General features: G+C 62.1%; 15 protein-coding genes and 3 pseudogenes. 13 read left to right on the top strand and 5 right to left on the bottom strand.

Translation table 11 applies throughout. From position 1 onward, the window contains the following. Positions 1 to 2,046, bottom strand: a complete 2,046-nt coding sequence (locus DSOUD_RS16055) for a TOL_0244 family TonB-dependent receptor (RefSeq protein WP_053551960.1) — start codon at positions 2,044 to 2,046, stop codon at positions 1 to 3. 215 nt (positions 2,047 to 2,261) lie between these two features. Here DSOUD_RS16055 and DSOUD_RS16050 point away from each other — a divergent pair, with 215 nt between their 5' ends. After that, complete coding sequence (locus DSOUD_RS16050; protein ID WP_053551959.1) at positions 2,262 to 3,098, top strand: MBL fold metallo-hydrolase; 837 nt, start codon at positions 2,262 to 2,264, stop codon at positions 3,096 to 3,098. A 144-nt stretch (positions 3,099 to 3,242) separates the two neighbouring features. Continuing rightward, complete coding sequence (locus tag DSOUD_RS16045) at positions 3,243 to 3,908, top strand: hypothetical protein (RefSeq protein ID WP_053551958.1); 666 nt, start codon at positions 3,243 to 3,245, stop codon at positions 3,906 to 3,908. A gap of 51 nt (positions 3,909 to 3,959) precedes the next feature. Here the strand turns inward: DSOUD_RS16045 and DSOUD_RS16040 are convergent, their stop codons facing one another. Continuing rightward, positions 3,960 to 6,521, bottom strand: a complete 2,562-nt coding sequence (locus tag DSOUD_RS16040; RefSeq protein WP_053551957.1) for a PAS domain-containing sensor histidine kinase — start codon at positions 6,519 to 6,521, stop codon at positions 3,960 to 3,962. 259 nt (positions 6,522 to 6,780) lie between these two features. Between DSOUD_RS16040 and egtD the strand changes: the two genes are divergently transcribed. From egtD to DSOUD_RS16025, 4 genes and pseudogenes are all read left to right on the top strand, one after another. Continuing rightward, positions 6,781 to 7,818, top strand: a complete 1,038-nt coding sequence (egtD, locus tag DSOUD_RS16035; protein WP_053551956.1) for an L-histidine N(alpha)-methyltransferase — start codon at positions 6,781 to 6,783, stop codon at positions 7,816 to 7,818. A gap of 36 nt (positions 7,819 to 7,854) precedes the next feature. Beyond that, positions 7,855 to 9,264: pseudogene (locus DSOUD_RS18910) on the top strand (molybdopterin-dependent oxidoreductase); the annotation flags it as partial. A gap of 203 nt (positions 9,265 to 9,467) precedes the next feature. Further along, positions 9,468 to 11,117: an IscS subfamily cysteine desulfurase gene (locus DSOUD_RS18905; protein WP_232426461.1), complete on the top strand. Its 1,650-nt coding sequence runs from the start codon at positions 9,468 to 9,470 to the stop codon at positions 11,115 to 11,117. A 210-nt stretch (positions 11,118 to 11,327) separates the two neighbouring features. Next, entirely contained in the window at positions 11,328 to 12,329 is a 1,002-nt protein-coding gene (locus DSOUD_RS16025) for a YhdH/YhfP family quinone oxidoreductase (protein ID WP_053551955.1), read from the top strand. Positions 12,330 to 12,437: 108 nt separating this feature from the next. On the opposite strand, the gene DSOUD_RS16020 is transcribed toward DSOUD_RS16025, so the two are convergent. Further along, a complete protein-coding gene (locus tag DSOUD_RS16020; protein WP_053551954.1) occupies positions 12,438 to 13,097 on the bottom strand; it encodes a 3'-5' exonuclease in 660 nt (219 codons plus the stop codon). Positions 13,098 to 13,164: 67 nt separating this feature from the next. Further along, positions 13,165 to 13,416 (bottom strand): CDGSH iron-sulfur domain-containing protein, encoded by a 252-nt coding sequence (locus tag DSOUD_RS16015; RefSeq protein ID WP_053551953.1) that lies wholly within the window; start codon positions 13,414 to 13,416, stop codon positions 13,165 to 13,167. Between the two features lie 585 nt (positions 13,417 to 14,001). On the opposite strand from DSOUD_RS16015, the gene DSOUD_RS16010 reads away from it, so the two are divergent. Both DSOUD_RS16010 and DSOUD_RS16005 read left to right on the top strand, forming a co-directional pair. Beyond that, the gene (locus DSOUD_RS16010) at positions 14,002 to 14,553 is read left to right on the top strand and encodes a hypothetical protein (RefSeq protein ID WP_053551952.1); all 552 of its coding nucleotides are present in this window, start codon (positions 14,002 to 14,004) and stop codon (positions 14,551 to 14,553) included. Between the two features lie 97 nt (positions 14,554 to 14,650). Further along, positions 14,651 to 15,679: pseudogene (locus DSOUD_RS16005) on the top strand (IS4 family transposase); the annotation flags it as partial. A gap of 231 nt (positions 15,680 to 15,910) precedes the next feature. Here the strand turns inward: DSOUD_RS16005 and DSOUD_RS16000 are convergent. Beyond that, entirely contained in the window at positions 15,911 to 17,257 is a 1,347-nt protein-coding gene (locus tag DSOUD_RS16000; protein ID WP_053551338.1) for an IS1380 family transposase, read from the bottom strand. Between the two features lie 118 nt (positions 17,258 to 17,375). Between DSOUD_RS16000 and DSOUD_RS18590 the strand changes: the two are divergent. From DSOUD_RS18590 to tssK, 5 genes and pseudogenes are all read left to right on the top strand, one after another. Beyond that, positions 17,376 to 17,519, top strand: a pseudogene (locus DSOUD_RS18590) (IS4 family transposase); the annotation flags it as partial. A gap of 433 nt (positions 17,520 to 17,952) precedes the next feature. Next, positions 17,953 to 18,294, top strand: coding sequence for a PilZ domain-containing protein (locus tag DSOUD_RS15995; protein WP_053551951.1), 342 nt, complete (start codon positions 17,953 to 17,955; stop codon positions 18,292 to 18,294). Between the two features lie 1,110 nt (positions 18,295 to 19,404). Continuing rightward, entirely contained in the window at positions 19,405 to 19,989 is a 585-nt protein-coding gene (locus DSOUD_RS15990; RefSeq protein ID WP_053551950.1) for a type VI secretion system-associated FHA domain protein, read from the top strand. After that, the gene (gene tssJ / locus DSOUD_RS15985) at positions 19,986 to 20,450 is read left to right on the top strand and encodes a type VI secretion system lipoprotein TssJ (RefSeq protein WP_053551949.1); all 465 of its coding nucleotides are present in this window, start codon (positions 19,986 to 19,988) and stop codon (positions 20,448 to 20,450) included. Before DSOUD_RS15990 ends, tssJ begins: the two co-directional genes overlap by 4 nt. A gap of 14 nt (positions 20,451 to 20,464) precedes the next feature. Then, the gene (tssK, locus tag DSOUD_RS15980; RefSeq protein WP_053551948.1) at positions 20,465 to 21,808 is read left to right on the top strand and encodes a type VI secretion system baseplate subunit TssK; all 1,344 of its coding nucleotides are present in this window, start codon (positions 20,465 to 20,467) and stop codon (positions 21,806 to 21,808) included. The last annotated feature ends 9 nt before the right edge of the window (positions 21,809 to 21,817 follow it).

The raw sequence follows: 21,817 nt of genomic DNA, 5'->3' as shown, positions 1-21,817 counted from the left end.
TCAAAATTGCCAGGTTGCCTTGCCGTAGACTCCGCGCTCGATCTCTATGCGGGCGGCATCGAGGTATTCCGATGCGAATTCGCCATGGCGGGGTGCCAGCAGGTTCTGTCCGACCAGGGCCAGCTCGAGTCCGGTGCGGGGGCGCCAGGCGATCCGGGCATCGAGGGTCTGGTAGTGACGGATGGCCGAGGACGGCAGGTCGCCGACATAGCGCCACCAGAGGTCCCATTCCAGATTGTCGGTGAGGTCGAGGGAGGAGCGCAGCGTCCCCTGGTGGTGGGGACTCGCTTCGGCCAGCTCCTTGAACAGGGTGTTGCTCCCCTCGTCGACTTCGAGCAGGAGCTGCAGGTAGCTGTAGCTCCCCTGCAGCCGCCAGCAGGGGAGCACCTGCCATTCGCCGGCCAGTTCGACGCCGAAACTTTCGCCGTCCATGGCGTTGGCCGCCACCAGAGGGTAGACATAGTGGGGCGGCGGAGGCGTCGTCTCCAGATAGGGGGTCCCCGGTTCGACGGTGATCAGGTTGTCGTAGCGGTGGTAAAAGGCGGCGATGTCGATACTGGAGTGCCTGCCGAGATCGGCGCGGTAGCCCGCCTCCAGTGCCAGCAGATCCTCGGCCTGAACGCTGCGGCTCCCCTGGAGGATGACCTGCGTCGGCGGGTTGGGCGGGTCGGGGAGGACGACCTGTTTGATGCGGATGTCGTCCTCGGACCGCGCCGGGGTGCGCACGGCGCGGGAAACGGCGGCCCACAGGGTCTGGCCGGGGCGGGGATGGCCGAGGAGACGCAGGGTCGGCTGGACTTCCCAGCCGCTGTGGTCGTTGTGCTCCACCTGGGCGCCGAGGATCAGTCGCAACCCTTTTTCCACCAGGACGACATCGTCCTGGAGAAAGAAGCGGAAGAGCTGCTGGTGGTTGTCGGGCGGGGCAAAGGAGGTGACCGCCCCGGCGCTGGACCGGTCGGGGGAGTAGCGGTATCCACCCCCCCAGAGGAGAGTGTGACGGTTCCCCGGCGAGACGCGGTGCTGGAGGTCGAGATCGTAGACCTCGCGAAGCTGGCGGGCGACCAGGTCCTGGTTGCGGGCCCGGTCGTAGTAGAGCTGCAGGGCGAGCTCCGACCCCCGGGTGGAGAGATGCGTCCAGCGGCCGAGGAGAAAACCTCCCGTCGTGCGGGTGTCCATGTCGACGCTGGCGCTGTAGGGGGGGGTCAGCTGCGGGATGGTGAAGGTCTCGCCGACCTGGGCCCGATAGAGATCCCCGGTCAGCAGGTAGCTGTTTCCCCGGCGGTCCTTTCCATCGAGGCGCAACCCCCCCCGGAGGCTGCGCCAGTCGTCGGCGCCGTTGCCGTCGTCCGTCTGGTGGCCGCCGTCGCGCTCGAACCCCTTCCCCCAGATCCGCAGCGCCGCCTGGTCGCCGAGACGCATCCCCTGACGCGCGGCGACGAAGGCCCGTTCCTCGGTCCCTCCTCCCGCCGTCAGAAGGGTCCCGGTGGTCTTTTCGGCGCTACGGGTGATGATGTTGATCACCCCGTTGACGGCGTTGGCGCCCCACAGAACCGCTCCCGGACCGCGGATCACCTCGATGCGCTCCACGTCCTCGAGAAGGGTGTCCTGGACGTCCCAGAAGACGCCGGAAAACATGGAATTGTAAAGGCTGCGGCCGTCCATCAGGACGAGGAGCTTGTTGGCGAAGCGCCCGTTGAACCCCCGGGCGCTCACCGCCCAGGCGTTGGCGCTGATCCGCGCCACCTGGACCCCCGGGGCCAGACGCAGGGCTTCAGGGATGCTGGTGACCCCGGAGCGGCGGATCTCCTCGCGGCTGATGACGAAGATCGCCGCCGCCGCCTCCGCCAGCGGCTGGGCGTTTTTGGCCGCCGAGGTCACCTCGAGATTCATCAGCGTCTCGAGACTCATCTCCAGCAGCTCCGATCCGTCTTCGGCGGCGCGAAGGGGGGCCGCCCCGGTGAAGGTCAGAAGGAGGGCGGCCACCGGGACGAGGCGGCGCAGCAGGGTGCGGCTGTGGGGGGAACCCCCGGGGGGAGAAGAGCTCATGTCGTCGTATCCGGTTGCCGGCGACGAAGCCGGGTCTATTGGCCGCTTTTTCGAAGGGGGCCATGGAAAAATTTTGAAAAATGTTTCCTAATATAATGGCGTCCTTAGATCCTGTCAATGTTTTGTTTGTTACTCCGGAGTGGAGGGAAAAAGGGGTGCGGCCCGCCGGGGTCTGGGGTATGCTCGAAATCAAACACCGACAGAAGGAGTTGCCCATGCGCGTCAAGCTGACCATCCTCTGCGACAACACCGTGGGTCGACCCATCGCCGCCGTCGGCGAGCACGGCTTCGCCTGCCTCGTCGAAACGTCCGAGGGCGCTACCCTCTTCGATACCGGCCAGGGTCTCGGCCTGGCTCAGAACGCCCGGGCCCTGCACAAGGATCTCTCCAGCGTCCGGAGAGTGGTCCTGAGCCACGGCCACTACGACCACGTCGGCGGCCTCCCCGAGCTGCTGCGCATCACCAGTCCCCTCGACGTCCACGCCCACCCAGAGATCTTCCTTGATCGCCTCTGGGAGGGGGCCGACTCCACCCGCGACATCGGCATCCCCTACCGGCGCGCCCATCTCGAATCCCTCGGCGCCCGTTTTCGCCTCGAAACGGGGTTCGCAGAGATCGCCCCCGGCCTCCATCTCAGCGGCGAAATCCCCCGCACAACCGATTTCGAAAGGGGCGACCCGCGCATGATCGCCATCGCCCCCGACGGCAAGCGCCTTTCCCCCGACCCTTTCCGCGACGATCTTTCCCTCTTTATCCACAGCGACCGGGGCCTGATCGTCCTCCTCGGCTGCGCCCACGCCGGGCTGATCAACATCCTGCGCCATGCCCTGGCCAGGACCGGCTGCGACCGCATCTACGCCGTCCTCGGCGGCACCCACCTCGGCTCGGCCGGCGACGCCGATTTCGAAGCCACCCTCGAGGCCCTCGACAGCTTTTCCATCGAACGCCTCGGCGTCTCCCACTGCACCGGCCTGCCACGGGCGGGAAGGCTTCAGGAGCGCTACGGGCGGCGGTTTTTCTTCGCTTCGGTGGGGACGGTTCTGGAGGCGTGAGTTTCGGTAACGACGGGAAGGGTGTTTTCGCCGGGAACAGGGGTGCCTATCGGGTTGATTCCCCGGGACTCTGGTCTAAAATGGAAATGAGAAGAAAAAAACTCTCTGCCGACGGCCTGCGAGCCGCGCAACAGGAGGTCGATCATGAAAGGATTTTGCCGCCGCCATGTTCACCGTCTCCTCATTCTTCTGCTGCTGACCCTGACGGCCTGTCCGGCCAGCACCAGATTGACCGGAGCCTGGAAGGATACCGATTTCCACGGCCGCATCCACCAGGTTCTGGTCATCGGCATCTCCGGACAGGAAACGACGCGGAAGATGTTTGAAAATGCCTTCGCCGAGGCCCTGGCTACCTACGGCGTCAGGGCCGTTCCCGGATACAAGCTGATCCGCGGCGATGAGGTCGAGAAGGAAGAAGAAATCATGGCCAAGGCCCGGGGGGCCGGCGTCGACTCGGTGCTCATCACCAAGGTCATCAGCATCGACAGGGAAAAAGAGCAGGTCACCGATGTCGACGCCTACGGTCCGGAATACGACCGCTTTTACACCTACGGGCGCAGCTACCCCTATCACTACCGTCCCCGCTACGACTCCTGGTACCATGACTACTACGGCAGCTACACCCAGGTGCGCACCTATACGGTGGAATACAAGGTCGCCTCCCTCGAGACCACCCTCTATGATTTTCCCGGCGGCGGGGCCGTCTGGAGCGCACTCTCCCGGACGGTGACCATGGACACCCTCTCCGAGGAAATCGACGGGATCGTCAAGGCCCTGGTGGAGCGCCTCGCCGCGGACGGCCTTATCTAGAGGTAATGGTTGCCAAAAAAGACCTGCCCCTGGCAACGGGGCGCACTCCCCTCAACCGGCGGCGAGGGTAAAATAGAAGGTCGCTCCCCGCCCCGGTTCTGCTTCGGCCCAGATCCGCCCGCCATGGCGCCGTATGATCCGCTCGACGGTGGCCAGTCCGACTCCGTGCCCTTCGATCCCATCGGATCCCGGAAGTCTCTGGAAGGGGATGAAGAGCCTGTCCGCATCGGCCATGGAAAATCCTGAGCCGTTGTCCCGCACGAAATAGACCGGAGCCTCACCTGTCAGCTCTCCGAACTCGATGAAGGCTTCTTTTTGCCCCCCGGTGTACTTCCAGGCGTTGCCGAAGAGGTTTTCCAGAACCAACTGCATCAGACTCTCGTCGCCAATTGCCCTGATTCCTTCGCCGATCTGAAACCGCACCCGTCGCTGCGATTCCGCTCCCTTGAGTTCTACGGCCACCCTCTGGGCCAGGGCCGAGAGGTCGATCTCCTTTGGGTGCGGTTCGAGCCTGGTAACCCTGGAGAAATCGAGGAGGGTGTCGATGAGCCGGTTCATGCGCCAGGTCCCTTCGTAGGTTTCACGGAGATAGGTGTTGCAGGCCTCGTCGAGCCTCTCTGCGCAGAGGTCGCGGAGGATCTGGCAGTAGCCGATGATCGTCGTCAGGGGTTTGCGCAGGTCGTGAGCCACGGCGAAATTGAAGGCCTCCAGTTCCCTGTTGGCGTCCTCGAGTTCAGCCGCCCGCTGCTTCAGATCGGCGTTCAACCGCTCGATCTCCTCCTGGGCCCGCCGGCGCTCGGTGATGTCCTGGCAGACGACCATGACATTGAGGTCGCCGCGGGGATCCTGGACCGTCTGGGCCAGTTCATCTACCCAGAGAAGTCCGCCGTCCTTGCGGATCTTGCGGAACTGCCAGCGAAAAACCCGGCCGGGATGTTCCAGGCAGTTCTGCAGCTGCCTGGCCACCGCCGGCCGGTCATCCCCATGGAACAGTTTCAGCACCGACTCCCCCTCCAGTTCGTCGATGGTGTAGCCGAGCTGGCCTGCACAGGCCGGGTTGACCGAGAGCATCGTCCACTCGGCATCGAGAGTCGTTATCATGGTGGGATTGTCGCGGTACAGGGCCTGGTACCGGGCCTGGCTGAAGCGCAGGGCCTGTTCCACCTCCTTGCGGGCGCTGATTTCCTCGACGACCCCGACGAAAAATCTCGGCCTGCCGTCGGCATCGGAAACCTTGGAGACGGTCAGGTTGACCCAGGCCGTCGATCCGTCCTTGCGAATGTAGCGTTTTTCCATGGTACAGTCGGCGAGGGTCCCCTCAAGGAGGCGCCCCAAGGCGGTCATGGTGGCCTCCAGATCATCGGGGTGGGTGATGTCCCTGACGTCCATGGACGTCATCTCCTCCATCGTGTAGCCGACGATATCGCAGTATTTCTGATTGACTCTCAGCCAGCGCCCTGTCGGATCGACGTGACCGATGCCGACGGCGGCCTGATTGAAGGTGGCCCGGAAGCGCTCCTCGCTCTCCCGCAACGCTTCCTCGGAGTGCAGGCGCTCGGAGATGTCGCGGATGAAGGCGCAAAAGGTGAATCCGCCTTCCCAGGGGGTGGGGGTCAGGGTCAGCTCGATGGGGATTTCCCTGCCGTCCCGGTGCTGGGCCATCAGTTCGATGGGCCGATTGGGGATCGGTCCTTCCCCTGTGGCGAGAAAATGTCCCAGTCCCTCCTCGTGGGCGTCCCGACAGCTTCGGGGGAGGATCGTCTCGGACGGTTTTTGCCCCACCGCCTCCCTCTGCGACCAGCCGAAGATCTCCTCGGCCCGGGGGTTCCAGGAGGTGATCACCCCCCTGTCATCCATCTCGACCACGGCGTCGAAGGCATTGGTGATGATCGCCTGCAATCGGTCCCGGCTCTGGCGCAACGCCGTCTCGGCCCGGAGGCGCTCCAGTTCTCCGGCGGCCCGCGCGGCAAAGAGGGGGAGGATTTCCTCCGCCCTCTCGCGACCGGCCAGCGACCGGTCGTCAAGGGCGGCCAGCAGGCCGATAACCTGGCCGTGGGCGTCGACGAGGGGTGTGGCGAGGAAACTTTCGGCGGCCAAATCGGAGGGGAACCGGGCGTCGATCAGGAATTGGCGCAGGTCACCGGAAAAAACGGTCGTGTGCCCTCCCCGGAGAACCGGTTCAAGGGGAGTCCCGATGGAGGAAGCCTCGAAATCTCCGAAACGGCGGCCGCGGCAGAAGACGGCCAGGGAGTGTATTCTCTCTCCGGCGTCCCCCTTGAGTTCGCAGATGAAGGCGCACTCTGCTTCGAGGACCCGGGCGAGACTTTCCGCCAGCCGGGGAAAGAAGTCGGCGCCGCCGCCCGTTGAAAGTCCTTCGCTGACTTCCCGCTGCCGGCGTTTCCGGTGTTGGGTCCCCGCGATGCGTCGCTGGATCAGGACGGCCAGGAGGATCGCGGTGCCGAGAAAGAGGAACCATTCGATGTATTCGGCCTGCTCCCAGGCGAGAATCCAATGGGCAAGAAGTTCGGTGAGGATCATGACCAGGAGGTAGACCCCGGCAGCGATCAGGGCCTTTGACCAGGTCCCTTTCTCTTTCGATTTCCGTTGCGCCATGATGACCTGGATCCTTGAACCTTCGGGGTCGTTTCCTTCCGGCGGCCCTGACCGCCGAAGCCTCTCCCTGTCGGGAGTTTTAACTATAATCCCTTCAACCGTCCGCGCAAGGCGAACTCCGTCGGCAGGAGGGGCCGGGCGGTTCCCGGTTTTTTTCTCCGGGACTCCATCCCCTTGACAGGACCGGTACAGATCCTAGACTGATCAGGGTGGGCCAAGAGTGGCCCATGGATTTCGGCCGTCAACAAAGGAGCCCGCCATGCTCTTTGACCCGAGGATCCCAGAGACCGCCCCCTCCCGGGGTTTTCCGGTCCCCCTGGAGGGAACCCGCAGCGTCCTCCTCCAGGCCTCTTCGCAGGGGAAAGATCCCGCCCTCGAATTCGCCGCCTCCGTGGCCGCCGGGCTGGAGCGGCGCCCCCGCTCCCTCGACTGCCGGTTCCTCTACGACGAGGAGGGGAGCCGCCTCTACGAGGAGATCACCAGACAGCCCGAATACTACCTCACCCGCACCGAAGCCTCCCTCCTCGCCCGTTACGCCGTCGACATCAGCCGCTTGACCGGCCCTGCAACCCTGGTGGAATTCGGCTCCGGCTATTCGGTGAAGACCGACTATCTCCTCTCTGCCTACGAGGCGTGGAGCCCGGAGGTTTCTTACCTCCCCGTCGATGTCAGCGACAGCGCCCTGCGGGGAGCGATTTGCGCCATCAACAGGGCTCATCCGGCCGTCCGGGTTATCGCCCTCCATGGCACCTTTGAAGAGGCCTTTGCCCTCTTCGACCACGTCTCCCCGATCCTGGCCCTCTTTCTCGGCAGCACCGTCGGCAACATGAACGAAGAGGAATCAAGGGACTTCTTCACCCGGGTGGCCGACCATCTGCGGCCCGGAGACCACTTCCTCCTCGGCGTCGACCTGCTCAAGGACAAGGGGCTCCTGGAGGCGGCTTACAACGACGCCGCCGGCGTCAGCGCCGCCTTCACAGGCAACCTCTTCGTGCGGATGAACCGGGAACTCGGGAGTCAAATAGACACCTCCGGCCTCGAGCATGTGGCCCGTTTCGACGCCGAGAAGGAGCAGATCGAAATTCATGCCCGGTTCCTCCGCGCCCAGACCCTCGAGCTCCCCCTTCTGCAGCGCTCCTTCCGGATCGAAGCCGGAGAAGAGATCCTCACCGAGATCAGTCGCAAGTACCGCATCGAAACCCTTCTTCCCGAGATGGAAACGGTCGGCTTCCGGCTCCGGCGTCTCTTCACCGATGAGCGCCGCTGGTTCGCTCTTTTGCTGTTGGAAAAGGGGTAGGAAGAGGGAGAAGGAAGAAGGAAGAAGGAGAACCGCATGATCGAAACGGGAATCGAGGAGCGTGACGGCCTCTGCGGCATCTGCCCGGCCGGGTGCTGGATTCGCGCCCGGCTCCGCGACGGGGCCCTGGAGTCGGTGGAGCCGCTGCCGGACCATCCCCTGGGGATCCTGTGCCGCATCGGACGCTCCGCCCCCGAGATCGTCCACGATCCTGACCGGCTGCGCTTCCCCCTGCGCCGCAACGGCCCCAAGGGAACCCACGCCTTCGAGCGCATCTCCTGGGAGGAGGCCTACGACCTGCTGGTCGGCAAACTGCAGGGGATCAAGGAGGCCTACGGCGCCGAAGCGGCAGCCATCTACACCGGCCGCGGCAGCTTCGATATGGCCATGTGCGATCTCTTCCAGCCGCAGGGGGTCGCCGTCTCCTCCGCCTCCTCCGTCCTCTTCCCCTTCGGCTCGCCGAACACCCTCGGAGTCGGCGCCCTCTGCTACGTCTCCTTTGCCATGATCGCCCCCCACGTCACCCTGGGGGAGATGTACGTCACCATGGACGTCGACATCGAGCAGGCCGAACTGATCGTCATCTGGGGGGCCAATCCGGCCACCGACTCCCCCCCTCTGGCGCACCGGCAGATTCTCGAAGCGCGGCGGCGCGGCGCCGAAGTCATCGCCATCGATCCGCGGCGCAACGGCACGGCGAAGGAGGCGGACGCCGAATGGATCGCCGTTCGTCCCGGCACCGACGGCGCCCTCGCCCTCGGGATGATCCAGGTCCTCCTCGAAGAGGAGCTCTACGACGAGCGCTTCGTCGCCGACTGGACCGTCGGATTCGACGGGCTGAAAAACCTCGTCCGGCACTACCGCCCGGAGATGGTCGAGACGATCACCGGCGTGGCCGCCGAAACGGTCCGGGCCACGGCCCGGCGGATCGCTTCGGCCCGGGGAGCCACGCCGATCATGTACACCGGCCTCGAGTATTCGGACAGCGGCGTGCAGGCGATTCGCGCCGTCTTCACCCTCTGGGCCCTCGCCGGCCAGCTCGACGTCCCCGGAGGGCTCCTCATCCGGATGAGGGAAAACGCCTTCCCCCAGAACCGCCGCCACCTCATCGCCAATCCGGACCTGCGCAAGGCCCTGGGGCGGGAGCGCTTCCCCGTCTACAGCCGTTATCGCGGCGAATCGCACGCCATCGCCCTCCCCGACGCCGTCCTCAAGGGGGATCCGTACAAAATCCGGGCCCTGATCGTCCTCGGCGGCTCGATTATCACCTCCTGGCCCGACCCCGATCTCTGGCGCCGGACCTTTGAGGCCCTCGACTTCTCCGTCTGCATCAACCGCTACCACACGGCCGATTCGGCCTATGCCGACCTGGTCCTGCCGGCCACCACCCAGTTCGAGACGACCTCCTACATGCGCTACGGCCCCCTCTTCAAGATCCGGGAGAAAATGCTCGAGCCCGTCGGCGAGGCGCGCAACGACTTTCTCATCCTCGCCGAACTCGCCCGGCGTCTCGGCTACGGCCATCTCTATCCGCAGAGCGAAGAGGAGATCCTCGAAAAGGCCCTCGAAGGGACCGGCTTCACCGTCGCCGCGGTGCGCCAGGCCGGCGGTTCGGTGCGGGTGCCGACGGTGATGAGAGAGTACAAGAAGTGGCAAAAGGGGTCGCTGCGCCCCGACGGCCTCCCCTGGTCTTCAACTCCGGCACCCGCACCCCCTACGACTTCCGCAGCCAGCATCACGGCGTACGGGGGCTCGGGGAGTTTCACCCCGAACCCGAGGTGCTCCTGCACCCCGATGATGCTGCGCCGCGGGGGATCAGGGACGGCGATCCGGTGTGGGTCGAGACGCTCCGCGGCCGCGTGCGCCTGCGGGCCCGCCTCTCCGGAGATATCGTCCGCGGCGCCGTCGACGCCGCCATGGGCGGGGGCGGCCCCCTGGGTCCCGAGTCCTGGCAGCAGGCCAACGTCAACGCCCTCACCGACCCGGAGCATTATGACCCCATCTCCGGATTCCCCGTCTACAAGACGCTCCTCTGCCAGGTGAGCCGGGCTTTGGGGACGAGGGGCGCCGCCGCACCCCTCCCCGGGGAGGAGACCGGCATGGAGAAAGAGAAGGATCCTGCCGCAGGCACCGAGCCGGTGCAGCGGGTCTATCTCGACCACAACGCCACCACTCCGGTCGATTCCGAGGTCCTCGAGGCCATGCTCCCCTTCCTGAAGGAGAACTGGGGGAACCCGTCGAGCATCCACGCCCTCGGCCGCGCCAGCCGCACGCCCCTCGAGAACGCCCGGCGCCAGGTGGCGCAGATGCTCAACTGCACCGCCCGGCGCATCCTCTTCACCGGGAGCGGCTCCGAGGCCGACAACCTCGCCATCCGCGGCATCCTCCCCTGCCGCCCGGGGCGCCACCTCATCACCTCGGCCGTCGAGCATCCGGCGGTCCTGCAGACCTGCCTCGGCCTGGGCCGGGAGGGGTACGAGGTCACGGTCCTCCCCGTCGACGGCCAGGGGCGCGTCTGCCCCGAATCCCTGGCCGAGGCCCTGCGCCCCGACACGGCCCTGGTGAGCATCATGCTGGCCAACAACGAAACGGGGACCCTCCAGCCGGTGGCGGAACTGGCCGCCGTCGCCCGCCGCCGGAAGGTCCCCTTCCATACCGATGCGGTGCAGGCTCTTGGGAAGATCCCCCTCGACGTGGAGGAGCTCGGGGTCGACCTCCTCTCCTTGTCGGCGCACAAGATTGGCGGCCCCAAGGGGGTGGGGGCCCTCTACGTCCGCAGCGGACTGGAGCTGGCCCCCCTCATCACCGGCGGCGGCCAGGAGCACGGCCTGCGCTCGGGAACGGAAAACGTCGCCGGCATCGTCGGCTTCGGCAAGGCCTGCGAGGTCGCCCTGCGGCGTCTGAACGCCGGGGAAATGGCGCGCCTGGCGCACCTGCGCGACCGGCTCGAAGCCGGCATCTGTTACCTCCTTCCCGATGCCCGGCGCAACGGCCCGGAGGAGGACCGGCTGCCGAATACCCTGAACCTGACCCTGCCGGAGATCCGGGGGGAGTCGCTGGTCCTCTCCCTCGACCGCCGCGGCGTCTTTTTCTCCTCGGGATCGGCCTGCAAATCGGGGAATCCCGAACCTTCCCCTGCTCTTCTGGCCATGGGACTGAGCGTCGAGGAGGCGCACTGCGCCGTCCGCTTCTCCCTCGGGACGGGGAACAGCGCAGAGGATATCGATTACGTCCTCTCCGCCCTGGAGAAGACCCTGGCCGAAACCCGCAGCGCCATCCGCTTCGTCTCCTGTCGCTGAGGTTCCCCGACCTTTCAAATCCGGCTTGACTTGAGTCGGAGCCTGTCGGACACTCCATGGGCCGGCTGCAAAATCCTCTGTTTTTGCCGTATCCGAGCGCCTCACTGCGGCCGGAAGGCGAATTCGTCGCTATCCTCTTCAGCCGTGTGCCGGCCGCTGGGTCACCGTCGCCACTCCGCCCGTCCCCCCTGCCCAAGAAGGAGAACATTGATGAGCGAGCAATCCTTTTCCGCCCTGGTCGTCACCGAGACCGCCCCGAAAACCTTCAGCCGCGCCATCGTCAAGCGCAGCATCAACGACCTGCCGCCGGGAGAACTGCTGATCCAGGTCCATTACTCGTCGCTGAACTTCAAGGACGCCCTCTCCGCCTGCGGCAAACCGGGGGTGACCAAAAACTACCCGCACACACCGGGGATCGACGCCGCCGGAGAGGTGGTCAGCTGCAGCGACGGGCGCTTCAAGGCCGGCGATCCGGTCATCGTCACCGGCTTCGACCTCGGCATGAACACAGCCGGCGGCTACGGCCAGTTCATCCGCGTCCCTTCCGCCTGGGCGGTCCCTTTGCCGCAAGGGTTGTCCCTGCGGGAAAGCATGATCATCGGCACCGCCGGTTTCACCGCCGGTCTGTCGGTGTACAAGCTGCAGAATAACGGCGTGCAGCCGGGGGATGGCGACGTCCTGGTCACCGGCGCCACCGGCGGCGTCGGCAGCATCGCCGTCGCCGTCCTGGCCAGGGCCGGCTACCGGGTGGTCGCCGTCACCGGCAAGGCGGCCGAGCACCCCTACCTGAAGGAGCTCGGCGCCGCCGAGGTCATCGACCGCCAGACCATGCTCGCCGGCTCCGAGCGGCCGATGATGAAGGAGCGCTGGGCCGGGGTGGTCGATGTCGTCGGGGGGGACATGCTCAGTGCGGCGCTGAAATCGACCCGCTACGGCGGCACCGTCACCTGCTGCGGCCTGGTCGGCTCCCCCGATCTGCCGGTCAACGTCTTTCCCTTTATCCTCCGCGGCGTCAGCCTGCTCGGCATCGACTCGGTGCAGTGTCCCATGGAGCCGCGCCTTGCCGTCTGGAAGCGGCTCGCCGGTCCCTGGAAACCCCAGCGCCTGGAGACCACGGTCCACGAAGTGACCCTTGCAGGGCTCGAGGAGCCGATCAACGACATCCTCGCCGGCAAGCTGCGCGGCCGGACGCTGGTCAACCTGCAGGGATAAAATACGCCGGTTCCCTTAAAAAAAACGTCCGTATCGACGCGATGCCGATACGGACGTTTTTGCTGGCAGACGTTTGGGGAGGAAGGCGGGGCCCCCCGCTTGCCGATACTAAAACAACCGCCCCTGCTCCCCCTTTTGCAGCGGCAGGGCGCCGCGCTCGATGATCTGCCTCCCCCGGAGCCAGAGGCTTCGCGTCAGCTCGATGTCGTACTGGGAATCGTGCAGGCGGCTCTCGTCGACTTCGAGACCGGCGTAGGCGGCGACGGTCATCAGCTTGAAGTTGGTCAGTTGGGCGCGGACCGGCAGCAGGATCTGCGCCCAGAGGAGCATGACGTCGAGGCAGGGATACCAGAACCAGCTGCCGAAGAAGCGGTCATTGTTCTTCTCCCAGAACTTGCGCAAAAACGGCATGTCGAAGCTGTGGGCGTTGTAGCCGACGAACTGGAATTTGTCGCCCTTGTCAAATTGGTTGACATGCTTCCCCAGCAGCCCGACCAAACTTATATACACCGCCTGTGGATCCTGGAATCTCTGTCCGGGGACAGCGAGAAAATCGGGGTGAGATTCGGGGAGAAACTGCCGGCGGTCGATGCCGGTCACATCGAGGGCGGTCTGTTCGATCAGATCGGTCGCGTAAGGGCGGAGATAGTAATCGAAGCTGTCGGTCAGGGTCTCGCCGATCTGGATGCAACCGGAGATCTGGGTCAAGCCGTTGCGTTCAGGGTCGACGCCGGTGGTTTCAACATCGATGAAAACCAGCTTTTGCATAGGAGTGTCCTGATCGGTGAGAGCCATTCCTTCCAGCCGGTTTCATCCGGCACCTTTATGGCCCGCCTTACTGTCGGTCCGCCAGGGAAACCCCGCAGCTGCCGTCGCAGAAGGGCTGCTCCCCGGTCAAGCCGCAACCGCAGATAAAAACCTTCTGACGCTTATCGATTTCAAACCGGATCGGCAGATCCGCCGAGCCGCTATGGGACTCATCGCAAAAAGGGAGGTTTTTCGATTTTCCGCAGCCGCAGCGGTAATAAACCCCCGGATCGAGAGTTATTCCGATGGGCATGCCTTTGTCTTTCTTTTCCGTGGTCATGTTGGTCTCCTGAGTCGCAGGGGGAAAATTATCCAGGCTGCCGATGAGCGGTTTGAATGCGGGCCTGGGAGGAAGTGAGAGTTTTGGAGAGTGGTATGGACACTTTAACATTTAGAGAGGCCGTGGGGATATCCATGAATTTATAAATTCTTCGAGACAACTCTACGGCCTGCCAGCGAATCCCTCCTGGGGAATTGGGTCTTGGGCTGACACATTTGTTTTATGGCAAGATCTGACCAGCACTAGCGACTCTGCACCCGTTCATAAAAAGGAAAGGGGCCATTCGGATCGCCAGATCTGATGGACCTTCATTGACGGGCGGGGTAGCGGGGCAGGAGTGACCAGGTATGCCTATCGCTTAAGGGGCGAACCTTCAGGAACGACTCTCCTGAGGACTAATGCTTTGACAGAACTCATAGTTTAAACTAAATTGGCAACGCCTTAATTTGTATATTCAGAATGTGGAGAAGTTTGGGGTCGGTGAGAATAATAAGGAATTGGGGCTTGGGAATATCCGCGCCTCGGGCTATGGTCGACCAAGGCGGCGCGAGCCGATGTAGCCATAAGACATTTCAGGAGGTTGGAATGAAAAAAATGGTGTTACTGGTCATGTCCGTCCTGGCGCTGGCGGCCTGTGGCGTCCCGAAGAACGCTACGGAATTCCGGCAAATAATTAAGGGAGGTGGGCGCTTTGCGGTGAACCGCCAGGTGCAGATTCCCCGTCCTTTCAGTGCCGTCTGGGCCGATATCAAAGCGCGCAGCGAAGCGTGTTTCAACGTCACCGTCGAAAACACGGCCATCGTTTATAATACCTCCGGTGGTCCCCCCTATACCTACACCGCCGGGGGGCAACTCACGCAAAGCGGCACCGGCGAGCTGATCATCCGGGAATCGACCCCAGGCATCACCCTCGGTAGTGCTCCTCCCGGGGGGTTGGCGTATCACCTGATTGCCGATGTACGACCTCTCTCAACTGAGGCAGCCGAAGTGACGATTTACGGCATGGCCGGGACGGACAGGCTGGCCAAGGCGATTCTCGCCTTCGCAGCTGGCGATGAGCAAAGCTCCTGCCCTAAGTTTAACGGATCCTACCACTACTGTCCGGTTAACTTTGAATGTACGTCGATAACCTACTGAAAATTATAGTACTTTGGCTCAACTGTTCTTTTCTCGATTTGAAATCGCTTCACCCCGCCCGCGAGTGATATCTTCCTGACACTTCAGGAGGGCATCCATGAACGCTGGCCAGACCGTTTTCAGACAGCTACTTCAGTTTCTCCCGCGTCACGAGTTCAACCTCTGTGCCCGACGGTATCGCGGCGAGTACCGGGCCAAAAGCTTTACTGCATTTGACCAGTTCCTGTGCCTGGCTTATGCCCAGCTATCGGGTCGCGAGAGCTTGAGGGATATCGAAACGTGCCTGAACTCTCATCGGGAGAAGCTCTACCACATCGGATTTCGTGGCGCTGTCTCCCGCTCCACCCTTGCCGACGCCAACGAGCGCCGGGATTGGCGCATTTTTCAGGATTTCGGCCAAGTCCTGATCGGCATGGCACAGCAGCTGTACCGGGATGAGCCCTTGGCCATCGAGTTGAAGCAGCCACTGTTCGCCTTTGACTCGACGACCATTGACCTCTGCCTCACCCTGTTTCCGTGGGCCGAGTTTCGCACGACCAAGGCAGCGGTCAAGATGCACACGCTCATTGACTTGCGCGGCATCATCCCCACGTTTGTGGCCGTGACAACCGGCAAAGTACATGACGTCAAGATGCTTGACGAAATGCCCGTCACCGAAGAGGCCATCTACACGATGGACCGCGGCTACGTAGATTTTGCCCGGCTCTATGCCATTCACCGACAGGGCGCCTTCTTCGTGGTGCGGGCCAAGGACAACCTACGCTACCAGCGGTTGTACTCTTTGCCCAAGGACAAGGAGGCCGGCGTCCGAGCCGACCAAGTGATTGCCTTGGTCACCCAGAAATCGAAAAAGGGTTACCCGGAGAGATTGCGCCGGGTCAGTTATGTTGATAAAGAGCGAAACAAGCGGCTTGTATTCCTCACCAACCACTTTGAAATTGGAGCCACAACGGTTGCAGACATCTATAAACAGCGCTGGCAAGTGGAGCTATTCTTCAAGTGGATCAAACAGCATCTACGAATAAAAGCGTTCTACGGGACTTCTATCAATGCGGTCAAGAGCCAGATATGGGTAGCTCTTTGCATATATCTACTTGTGGCGATCGCTAAAAGGCAGCTTAGCATCAACCTGAATCCGTGAGCAATAATCTCGCATCGTGATTTTCCTCCAGAAAAGTGAGTTCGGGAGGCTGGGGCTGTACAAATTTTGAAAAACCGGCTCTCTGAGAGCCTCTGTAACCTCCGCTCTTTGGCAGTTTGTCCGCTACGCACCGGTTTGTGCCGATTTCAGGACGAGTTCGGCTGTGAACACTGCGGTGCCCGGGTTTTTGCCAGGTCTGTTGGCCGAGAGAGTGGCCTAACCGTAGGCCAGGCGCCGATAGACCCGGTCGAACGCCGCGAAAGAGAGCCCGCTGTGGCGGCTGAAGCGCAGGTACAGCCGGTGACCCGTGGCGATCAGGCGCGCAGCCAGGTACATCAGCTCCTGGATGACGGTCTTGAGTCGCCGTCGTTTGGCGCTGTGTCGCACCGGGGTTTTGTCGCCCAGCAGGCCGAGCTGGCCGATGAAGCGCAGGATGTTGTAGGCGAGCGCGGCGCAGGCCATGACCAAGCTGTTCACCTCGAAATTTTCTGCGGGGAGCCGCTCCAAATCCATGTCGGTCTTGAGTTCGCTGTGAAACTGTTCGCTGGTGCCGTGATCCTCGTAGAGGGTGATGATCTTCTCGGCCGGCAGCTTCAGGGAGGTCCACCAGCCTTCCATCTCGATGTCGGGCTCCAGCAGCAGCTGCCCCTTCTTGTCGATAGTGCGCTCGATGACGCGCACGACCCGGCGGCAGGTGAGCTCCCGTTTCGTGCCGACCTCGTCGGTCCACTGATGGGTGTCCCGGACGCTCAGCAGCGCCACCCGTTTACCCGGGCGCGGCTCGCTGATGCGGCCTTCGGCAAAGGCCCGCCGATGCCAGAGCGTCTTGCCTTGCCCCCGGGGATTCCATTTGAGGATGTAGTCGACCCGCTCGTGGCCGGCCAGTTCGATTCGGGTCTCCCAGGCATCGTGGGCCGAGTCGATCCGCACCAGAAGTGGTTCGGCCGTCAGCTTCAGGGCCTTGTGCAGCACCCGGGCGAGAAAGGGGATAAAGTTCTTCTGGCTGTGCTGGGAGCCCTCGCGGTGCTCGATCTCCAGCAGCCACCCCTCCAGGGCCAGATAGGCGGCGATCGGGGCAAAGCCGTCGAAGCCCATGTAGGTGCGCGAGACGCCCTGCTTCTTGGTCCCGGAGTTGTCCATCGTGAACACGTCGATGTCCAGCGGCACGTGACCGGTAGCCAGGGCCGAGAACAGCGCTCCGGAGTTCTGCAGAAACTCGGTGACGCTGTAGTTGACGATGGTCCGAAACGCCTGGGCGTGCTCCTTCATGCGCTGGCGCAGGGTCGGTTCGGAAGGGACCTCCGCAAGGCCCAGAGCGTCGCGGAAGAAACGATCCTGGCGGAAGCCTTCGATGGCCGCGAAGTCGCTCTTGCCGAGACAGAGCAGCCCGATGTAGCCGCGCACCACATCGGCGTGGGCGATGGCTCCCTTTTTCAGTTTGGACACCCCGTATAATAGCTTGGTCAAAGGGGTGTAGCGGTTCAGACACAGCCCGATCAGAGCGGCGCCAGAGTGGGAGGTGTAGAACTCGTCCTCGGATTTCTCGATGATGAAACGCTTCATGGAATTCACCCGCCAAGTGAGATGTTGACGGGTTGCATGCTAGCAATAATTGACAACAAATTCAATGACTTGAATGCATTGGATGGCTAATTTATGACTATAATCTCACGGATTCAGGATCAAATGTACTCTCTACACTTTTTTGCAGATCCTGGAGGTCAATCTGTTCGAGAAAAAGCCCATTTCATCGTTGGTTGCGGAAGCGCTCAAGCAGATTCCAGACACCCAAGATTATAACCAGCTGAATTTATTCGGCTATTAACCGGACAGTAGTGGGATCCTACAACAAGGTCTACCACTATGCCTCTTCGCAGCGCTGATGGTCTCTGCTGCTGCACCGGCAAATCCTAAGGCTGCCGGATGGTCGTTGGCAGTCGGGAACATCTTGGTGGACATTCATAAGAAGTTTAAGAAACATCAGGTCTCAACTCATGACATCGTCAAGAGTTGAGACCTGACTCTCTGTACTGCTGTTGACCCGGGAAGGAGGCGCGGCCGGTTAAATTAAACTATGGTGGGATTGTTCGCAACGGATAAGAATAAAGGGAGTTGGTTTTTGCGTTGACACATTTGTTCCCTAGCAAGACCCTTAACCCTAGTGATATTTAATTGGGCAATGGTCATTTTCGGTGCGAAATGTTATAAAGCCTCGATTTCACTCTTGTTGGGGGATTTAATTCAATTGCGGAGGCGACATGGCAGGTGACAAGCGCAATATCCGGCGGCACCGCAAGCGCCTGCAGGTCAAGTTCGGAGTGGAGGAGGCCGGACGCTTCGGCTTCACCGAGGATCTTTCCGATACCGGCATCTTCATCAAGTCCGCGGTGGTGCAAAACCCCAACTCGGTGCTCAAGCTGGAGCTGACCTCTCCCGGTGGCGAGATCATTTACCTGGTCGGGCGGGTGATGTGGGCAAGGAAGGTTCCACCCAACCTGCTTCAACGGCTCAAAGGGGGGATGGGAGTGCGCATTCTGAACATTACCAGTGGGGAAAACACCTATCGCTCCCTGCTCAGCGAACTGAAAGAGCGCCTTTAGAACGAACGGCTCCTGGAACGGTAGATTCCAACGGGAAATCGTGGGTGAAGCAGTGGGCGGTGGGGACGCCCATCGGTTTATAGGTTGCCTTCCATTAACCCTTCAGTCGCCTCTCCTGGTCTCGCACCAGCCTCTCCCCCCGTTGCATCGCCAGGGGCAGGGGTTTGCTATAAAACCAATGTGTCAGAACGGGACCCCAATTCTCTGTGTTGGCGCATTCCTCTGATGTGACCCCAGAAGCCGGAAATAAAAATTAGCGAAAAAGGCGACTCCTGCGGGGTCGCTTTTTTTTGTCCCGGGAAAAGGGGGCGCGGCCAGCTAAATAAAACTGTGGTGGGATTATTCGAAGGCATCAGGGTCAGGTCTCAACTCTTGACATTGTCAAGAGTTGAGACCTGACCCTCTGAACGACGCTTGTATGGGAAACCACAGGGTCAAGAATGGGAAACCACAGGGTCAAGTCTACACTTTTGACAAGGGTAGTGGGGACGCCCATAAGTTTATAGGTCGCCTTCCATTAACCCTTCAGCCGCCTCGCCTGGTCCCGCACCAGATTCTCTCTCTGTTGCATCGCCAGGGGCAGGGGCCTTCTTGCTATGAAACCAATGTGTCAGAACAGGATCCCAATTCTCTGCGTTGGCGCATTCCTCTGATGCGACCCCAGGAGCGGGAAAAAAATTAGCGAAAAAGGCGACTCCTGCGGGGTCGCTTTTTTTTTGTCCCGGGAAAAGGGGGCGCCCGACTAAAAAGTATCGGCCGGACAGGGGATTGGAGCTGATGGAGGAGTGGAGGTCACAAGAAAGAAAATAAAAAAAAGAAAAAGTTAATTGACAAAAGAAAATTTAAAATGATAAAAGTCCCGTCACCAAAAGTGCTTTTTCTAATTTGATTTTATCAATGTTGTGGTCGGAATGAACTGGCAAAAGGCCCTGTTTGTGGATTTGACCTGTGCCAGCCCTTTAAATTGCCACCCTGAAACACTGTATGTCGATTCATCCAGGGGGTTGCAAACGGGACGCACAACCCGTGATTTCGACCGTTTTTCGCCGGTGTATCCCTGCGATGGCAGGAGAAGCGCTTCCGGAAGGCTAAGGGTTTTTTGGAGTCTGCATGAACAGTGGTGATCAAACGGAATTTGTCGTCGAGGAGAGGAAGGGGAACACCGTCTGCCTCCGGCGCGAAGCAGAAAAGGCGGCACCGGTTTCCGGGACCGTTGCCGTCCTGATGCAGGGTCTGGCCCGGCTCATCGAAGGACAGCGCTGCTTCGCCGAAGAATTCGGGCTGGCCTACGGCCGTGTTTTTTGCGAGGAATTCGAGGATTTCAAAGGGAATACGCCGGATGAAGTCTTCAGGCTCTGGGCGGATGGGGGCGAGGAAGGGATCCTTCGTTTGACCCGGGTGTTTGACGACCTGGTGTATCACCAACTGGCCCTTGTTGCCGCTCTCGATGGCGTCGCCCGGGAGACGGTGGCCGAACTCAGTCCCCGCCGGGTGGCCGAGCAGGCGCCTGGGTGGCTGGGGTTGAAGCCCTTTGTCTGGCGCAGCTACCGACTTCTGCACAGGAAGCTGGAGCACAACCCCAATCTGCGCCACGCCCGTCTGGTCCTCCCAGGGTTCGTGAAGGGATATGTTCGGTGCCGGGAAGAATGGAAAAAGCAAACAGCCCAGCAACAGGAAAAGGGAGGTGCTCTATGAACTGGAAGCCTTTGGTCAGACTGTCGGTGATTCTTCTCCTTTTCTCCCTGGCCGCCGGCTGTTCGGGTCCCCGGGTCAAGGTGGCGATGTCGGCGACGGCCAACCTCAATCTCAACGAATTTGACGAACCCCTTCCCGTGGTGATCCGTTTCTATCAGCTTTCGGACAACAAGGCCTTCGAGAAGGCGGCCTTCGAGGAGTTGTGGAAAAAGGATCTGGTGACCCTGGGCGACGCGCTCCTGACCAAGGAGGAGGTGGTTATCAATCCGGGGACCCAGGAAAGATTGATCTATCCCCGCCATGACCAAGCCAAATATGTCGGAGTGATGGCGATCTTCCGCCGGCCCGGCGGCGAAGGCTGGCGTTCGGTGAAGACCGTCGCCTCGGGTTTTATCTCCCGTCAGTTTTCCAACTCGGTGACCGTAAGTCTCAAGGGAAATTCGGTCGAGATCGTCGACTGATCAAGGATGGGGTCATGGCTGTGCAGGGATTGAAGAAGGTCGTCTGGTCCGAAGGAATTTTTCTCGGCCCGCAACATTTTCAGCAGTGGGAAGAGTACGGCGAGGCCTGCCGGCAGTTGCAGGGGAGGGCGCTTAACCCTCTGGCCTGGGGGGTGCTGTCGTTGCTGGTGGACGAAAAGGGGCTCGAGAGCGGTCGCTTCCGGGTTCAGGAGTGTACGGCGATCTTCCCGGGCGGACAACTGGTCTGCCACGACGGCGCCGTCGATGCCCCCCTGCAGGTCGATCTCGGCGGCCGTGGCGGGGAGACCCTCGAGGTCTTCCTCGCCCTCCCCGCCAATGGCCACGTCGAGGGGATCAACGGCTATCCGCGGCCGGGACGGCTGAGTGCCTGGAGCGCCGATTACCTTCAGGTCGCCGATGCCTACGACCCCCAGCGAAAGCGGGAGGTCCTCGTTGCCTGTGCCAATCTCCAGCTTCTTGCCGGCGACCAGTCGCGGGAGGGCTTTTCCTTCCTGAAGATCGCCGAAGTCGTCAACGAGGGGGATGGCTCCTTCCGTCTCCTCGGAGAATACATCCCCCCCCTGGTGCGGATCGGCGCCTCTCCTTCCCTGCGGGGAATGGTCGGGCGCCTGGTGGAAATCACTTCCGCCCGTCTGCGCGCTCTAAGCGAGCGGATGCGCCAGGGGAACGGCGGTCCGGCGGAATTTGCCCAGCGCGAGCCGACAAATCTTTTCCTGCTGCAGGCCCTCAATGTCGCCAGCCCCCTCCTCGCCCACTACCAGGCCAACCCCGACTTGCACCCCGAGGGACTCTACCGGACCCTCTGCGCCCTGGTCGGAACCCTCTGCTCCTTCTCCCCGGTTCTCGATGTCGGCGTCATCCCGACCTATCAGCACGAGGCCCCCTCGGCGGTCTTTCCGCCCCTTGAGCGGGCGCTGGGAAACCTGATGAATGTGGCGGGTCCCTCACGCCCTACCGCCTTGAAGCTCGTCAGAGAGACCGAGGCGCTCCTCTGCGTGGCGGGGTTCGAGGAGAAAACCCTGCGGGAGTGCACCTTCTTCCTCGAAGTGCTGGTCGACGCCGCCGACCCTTCCTGGGTCGCCGACTTTGCCCGGCAGGTCAAGGTTTCCTCCCGGGGAACGATCGAAATGGTCGTTGCCTCGGCCCTCCCCGGGGTGCGGATGACCCACACCCAGCGTCCGCCGGCCCGGCTTGCCACCAAAAGCGGCTTTGAATACTTCCGCCTTGAGCCCAGGGGAGATTTCTGGGGGCGGATCGTCGAGGAGGCGACCCTCGCTCTCTTTTTGCCGCAGCACTTTATCTCCGGCACGATCGAACTCGTGACCATTCAGGAATAAGGGACATGG

It is taken from the genome of Desulfuromonas soudanensis, assembly GCF_001278055.1.
GTDB lineage: Bacteria > Desulfobacterota > Desulfuromonadia > Desulfuromonadales > WTL > Deferrimonas > Deferrimonas soudanensis.
The sequence above is the reverse complement of the archived record's forward strand: the minus strand, read 5'-3'. Positions and strand labels throughout refer to the sequence as shown.

Coding starts and splice junctions, on each gene's coding strand:
- DSOUD_RS16045 (WP_053551958.1), top strand. CDS start 3,243: ATGAAAGGATTTTGCCGCCGCCATGTTCACCGTCTCCTCATTCTTCTG.
- tssK (WP_053551948.1), top strand. CDS start 20,465: ATGGCTGTGCAGGGATTGAAGAAGGTCGTCTGGTCCGAAGGAATTTTT.
- DSOUD_RS15990 (WP_053551950.1), top strand. CDS start 19,405: ATGAACAGTGGTGATCAAACGGAATTTGTCGTCGAGGAGAGGAAGGGG.
- DSOUD_RS16050 (WP_053551959.1), top strand. CDS start 2,262: ATGCGCGTCAAGCTGACCATCCTCTGCGACAACACCGTGGGTCGACCC.
- DSOUD_RS16010 (WP_053551952.1), top strand. CDS start 14,002: ATGAAAAAAATGGTGTTACTGGTCATGTCCGTCCTGGCGCTGGCGGCC.
- egtD (WP_053551956.1), top strand. CDS start 6,781: ATGCTCTTTGACCCGAGGATCCCAGAGACCGCCCCCTCCCGGGGTTTT.
- DSOUD_RS16020 (WP_053551954.1), bottom strand. CDS start 13,097: ATGCAAAAGCTGGTTTTCATCGATGTTGAAACCACCGGCGTCGACCCT.
- tssJ (WP_053551949.1), top strand. CDS start 19,986: ATGAACTGGAAGCCTTTGGTCAGACTGTCGGTGATTCTTCTCCTTTTC.
- DSOUD_RS15995 (WP_053551951.1), top strand. CDS start 17,953: ATGGCAGGTGACAAGCGCAATATCCGGCGGCACCGCAAGCGCCTGCAG.
- DSOUD_RS16015 (WP_053551953.1), bottom strand. CDS start 13,416: ATGACCACGGAAAAGAAAGACAAAGGCATGCCCATCGGAATAACTCTC.
- DSOUD_RS16040 (WP_053551957.1), bottom strand. CDS start 6,521: ATGGCGCAACGGAAATCGAAAGAGAAAGGGACCTGGTCAAAGGCCCTG.
- DSOUD_RS16055 (WP_053551960.1), bottom strand. CDS start 2,046: ATGAGCTCTTCTCCCCCCGGGGGTTCCCCCCACAGCCGCACCCTGCTG.
- DSOUD_RS16000 (WP_053551338.1), bottom strand. CDS start 17,257: ATGAAGCGTTTCATCATCGAGAAATCCGAGGACGAGTTCTACACCTCC.
- DSOUD_RS16025 (WP_053551955.1), top strand. CDS start 11,328: ATGAGCGAGCAATCCTTTTCCGCCCTGGTCGTCACCGAGACCGCCCCG.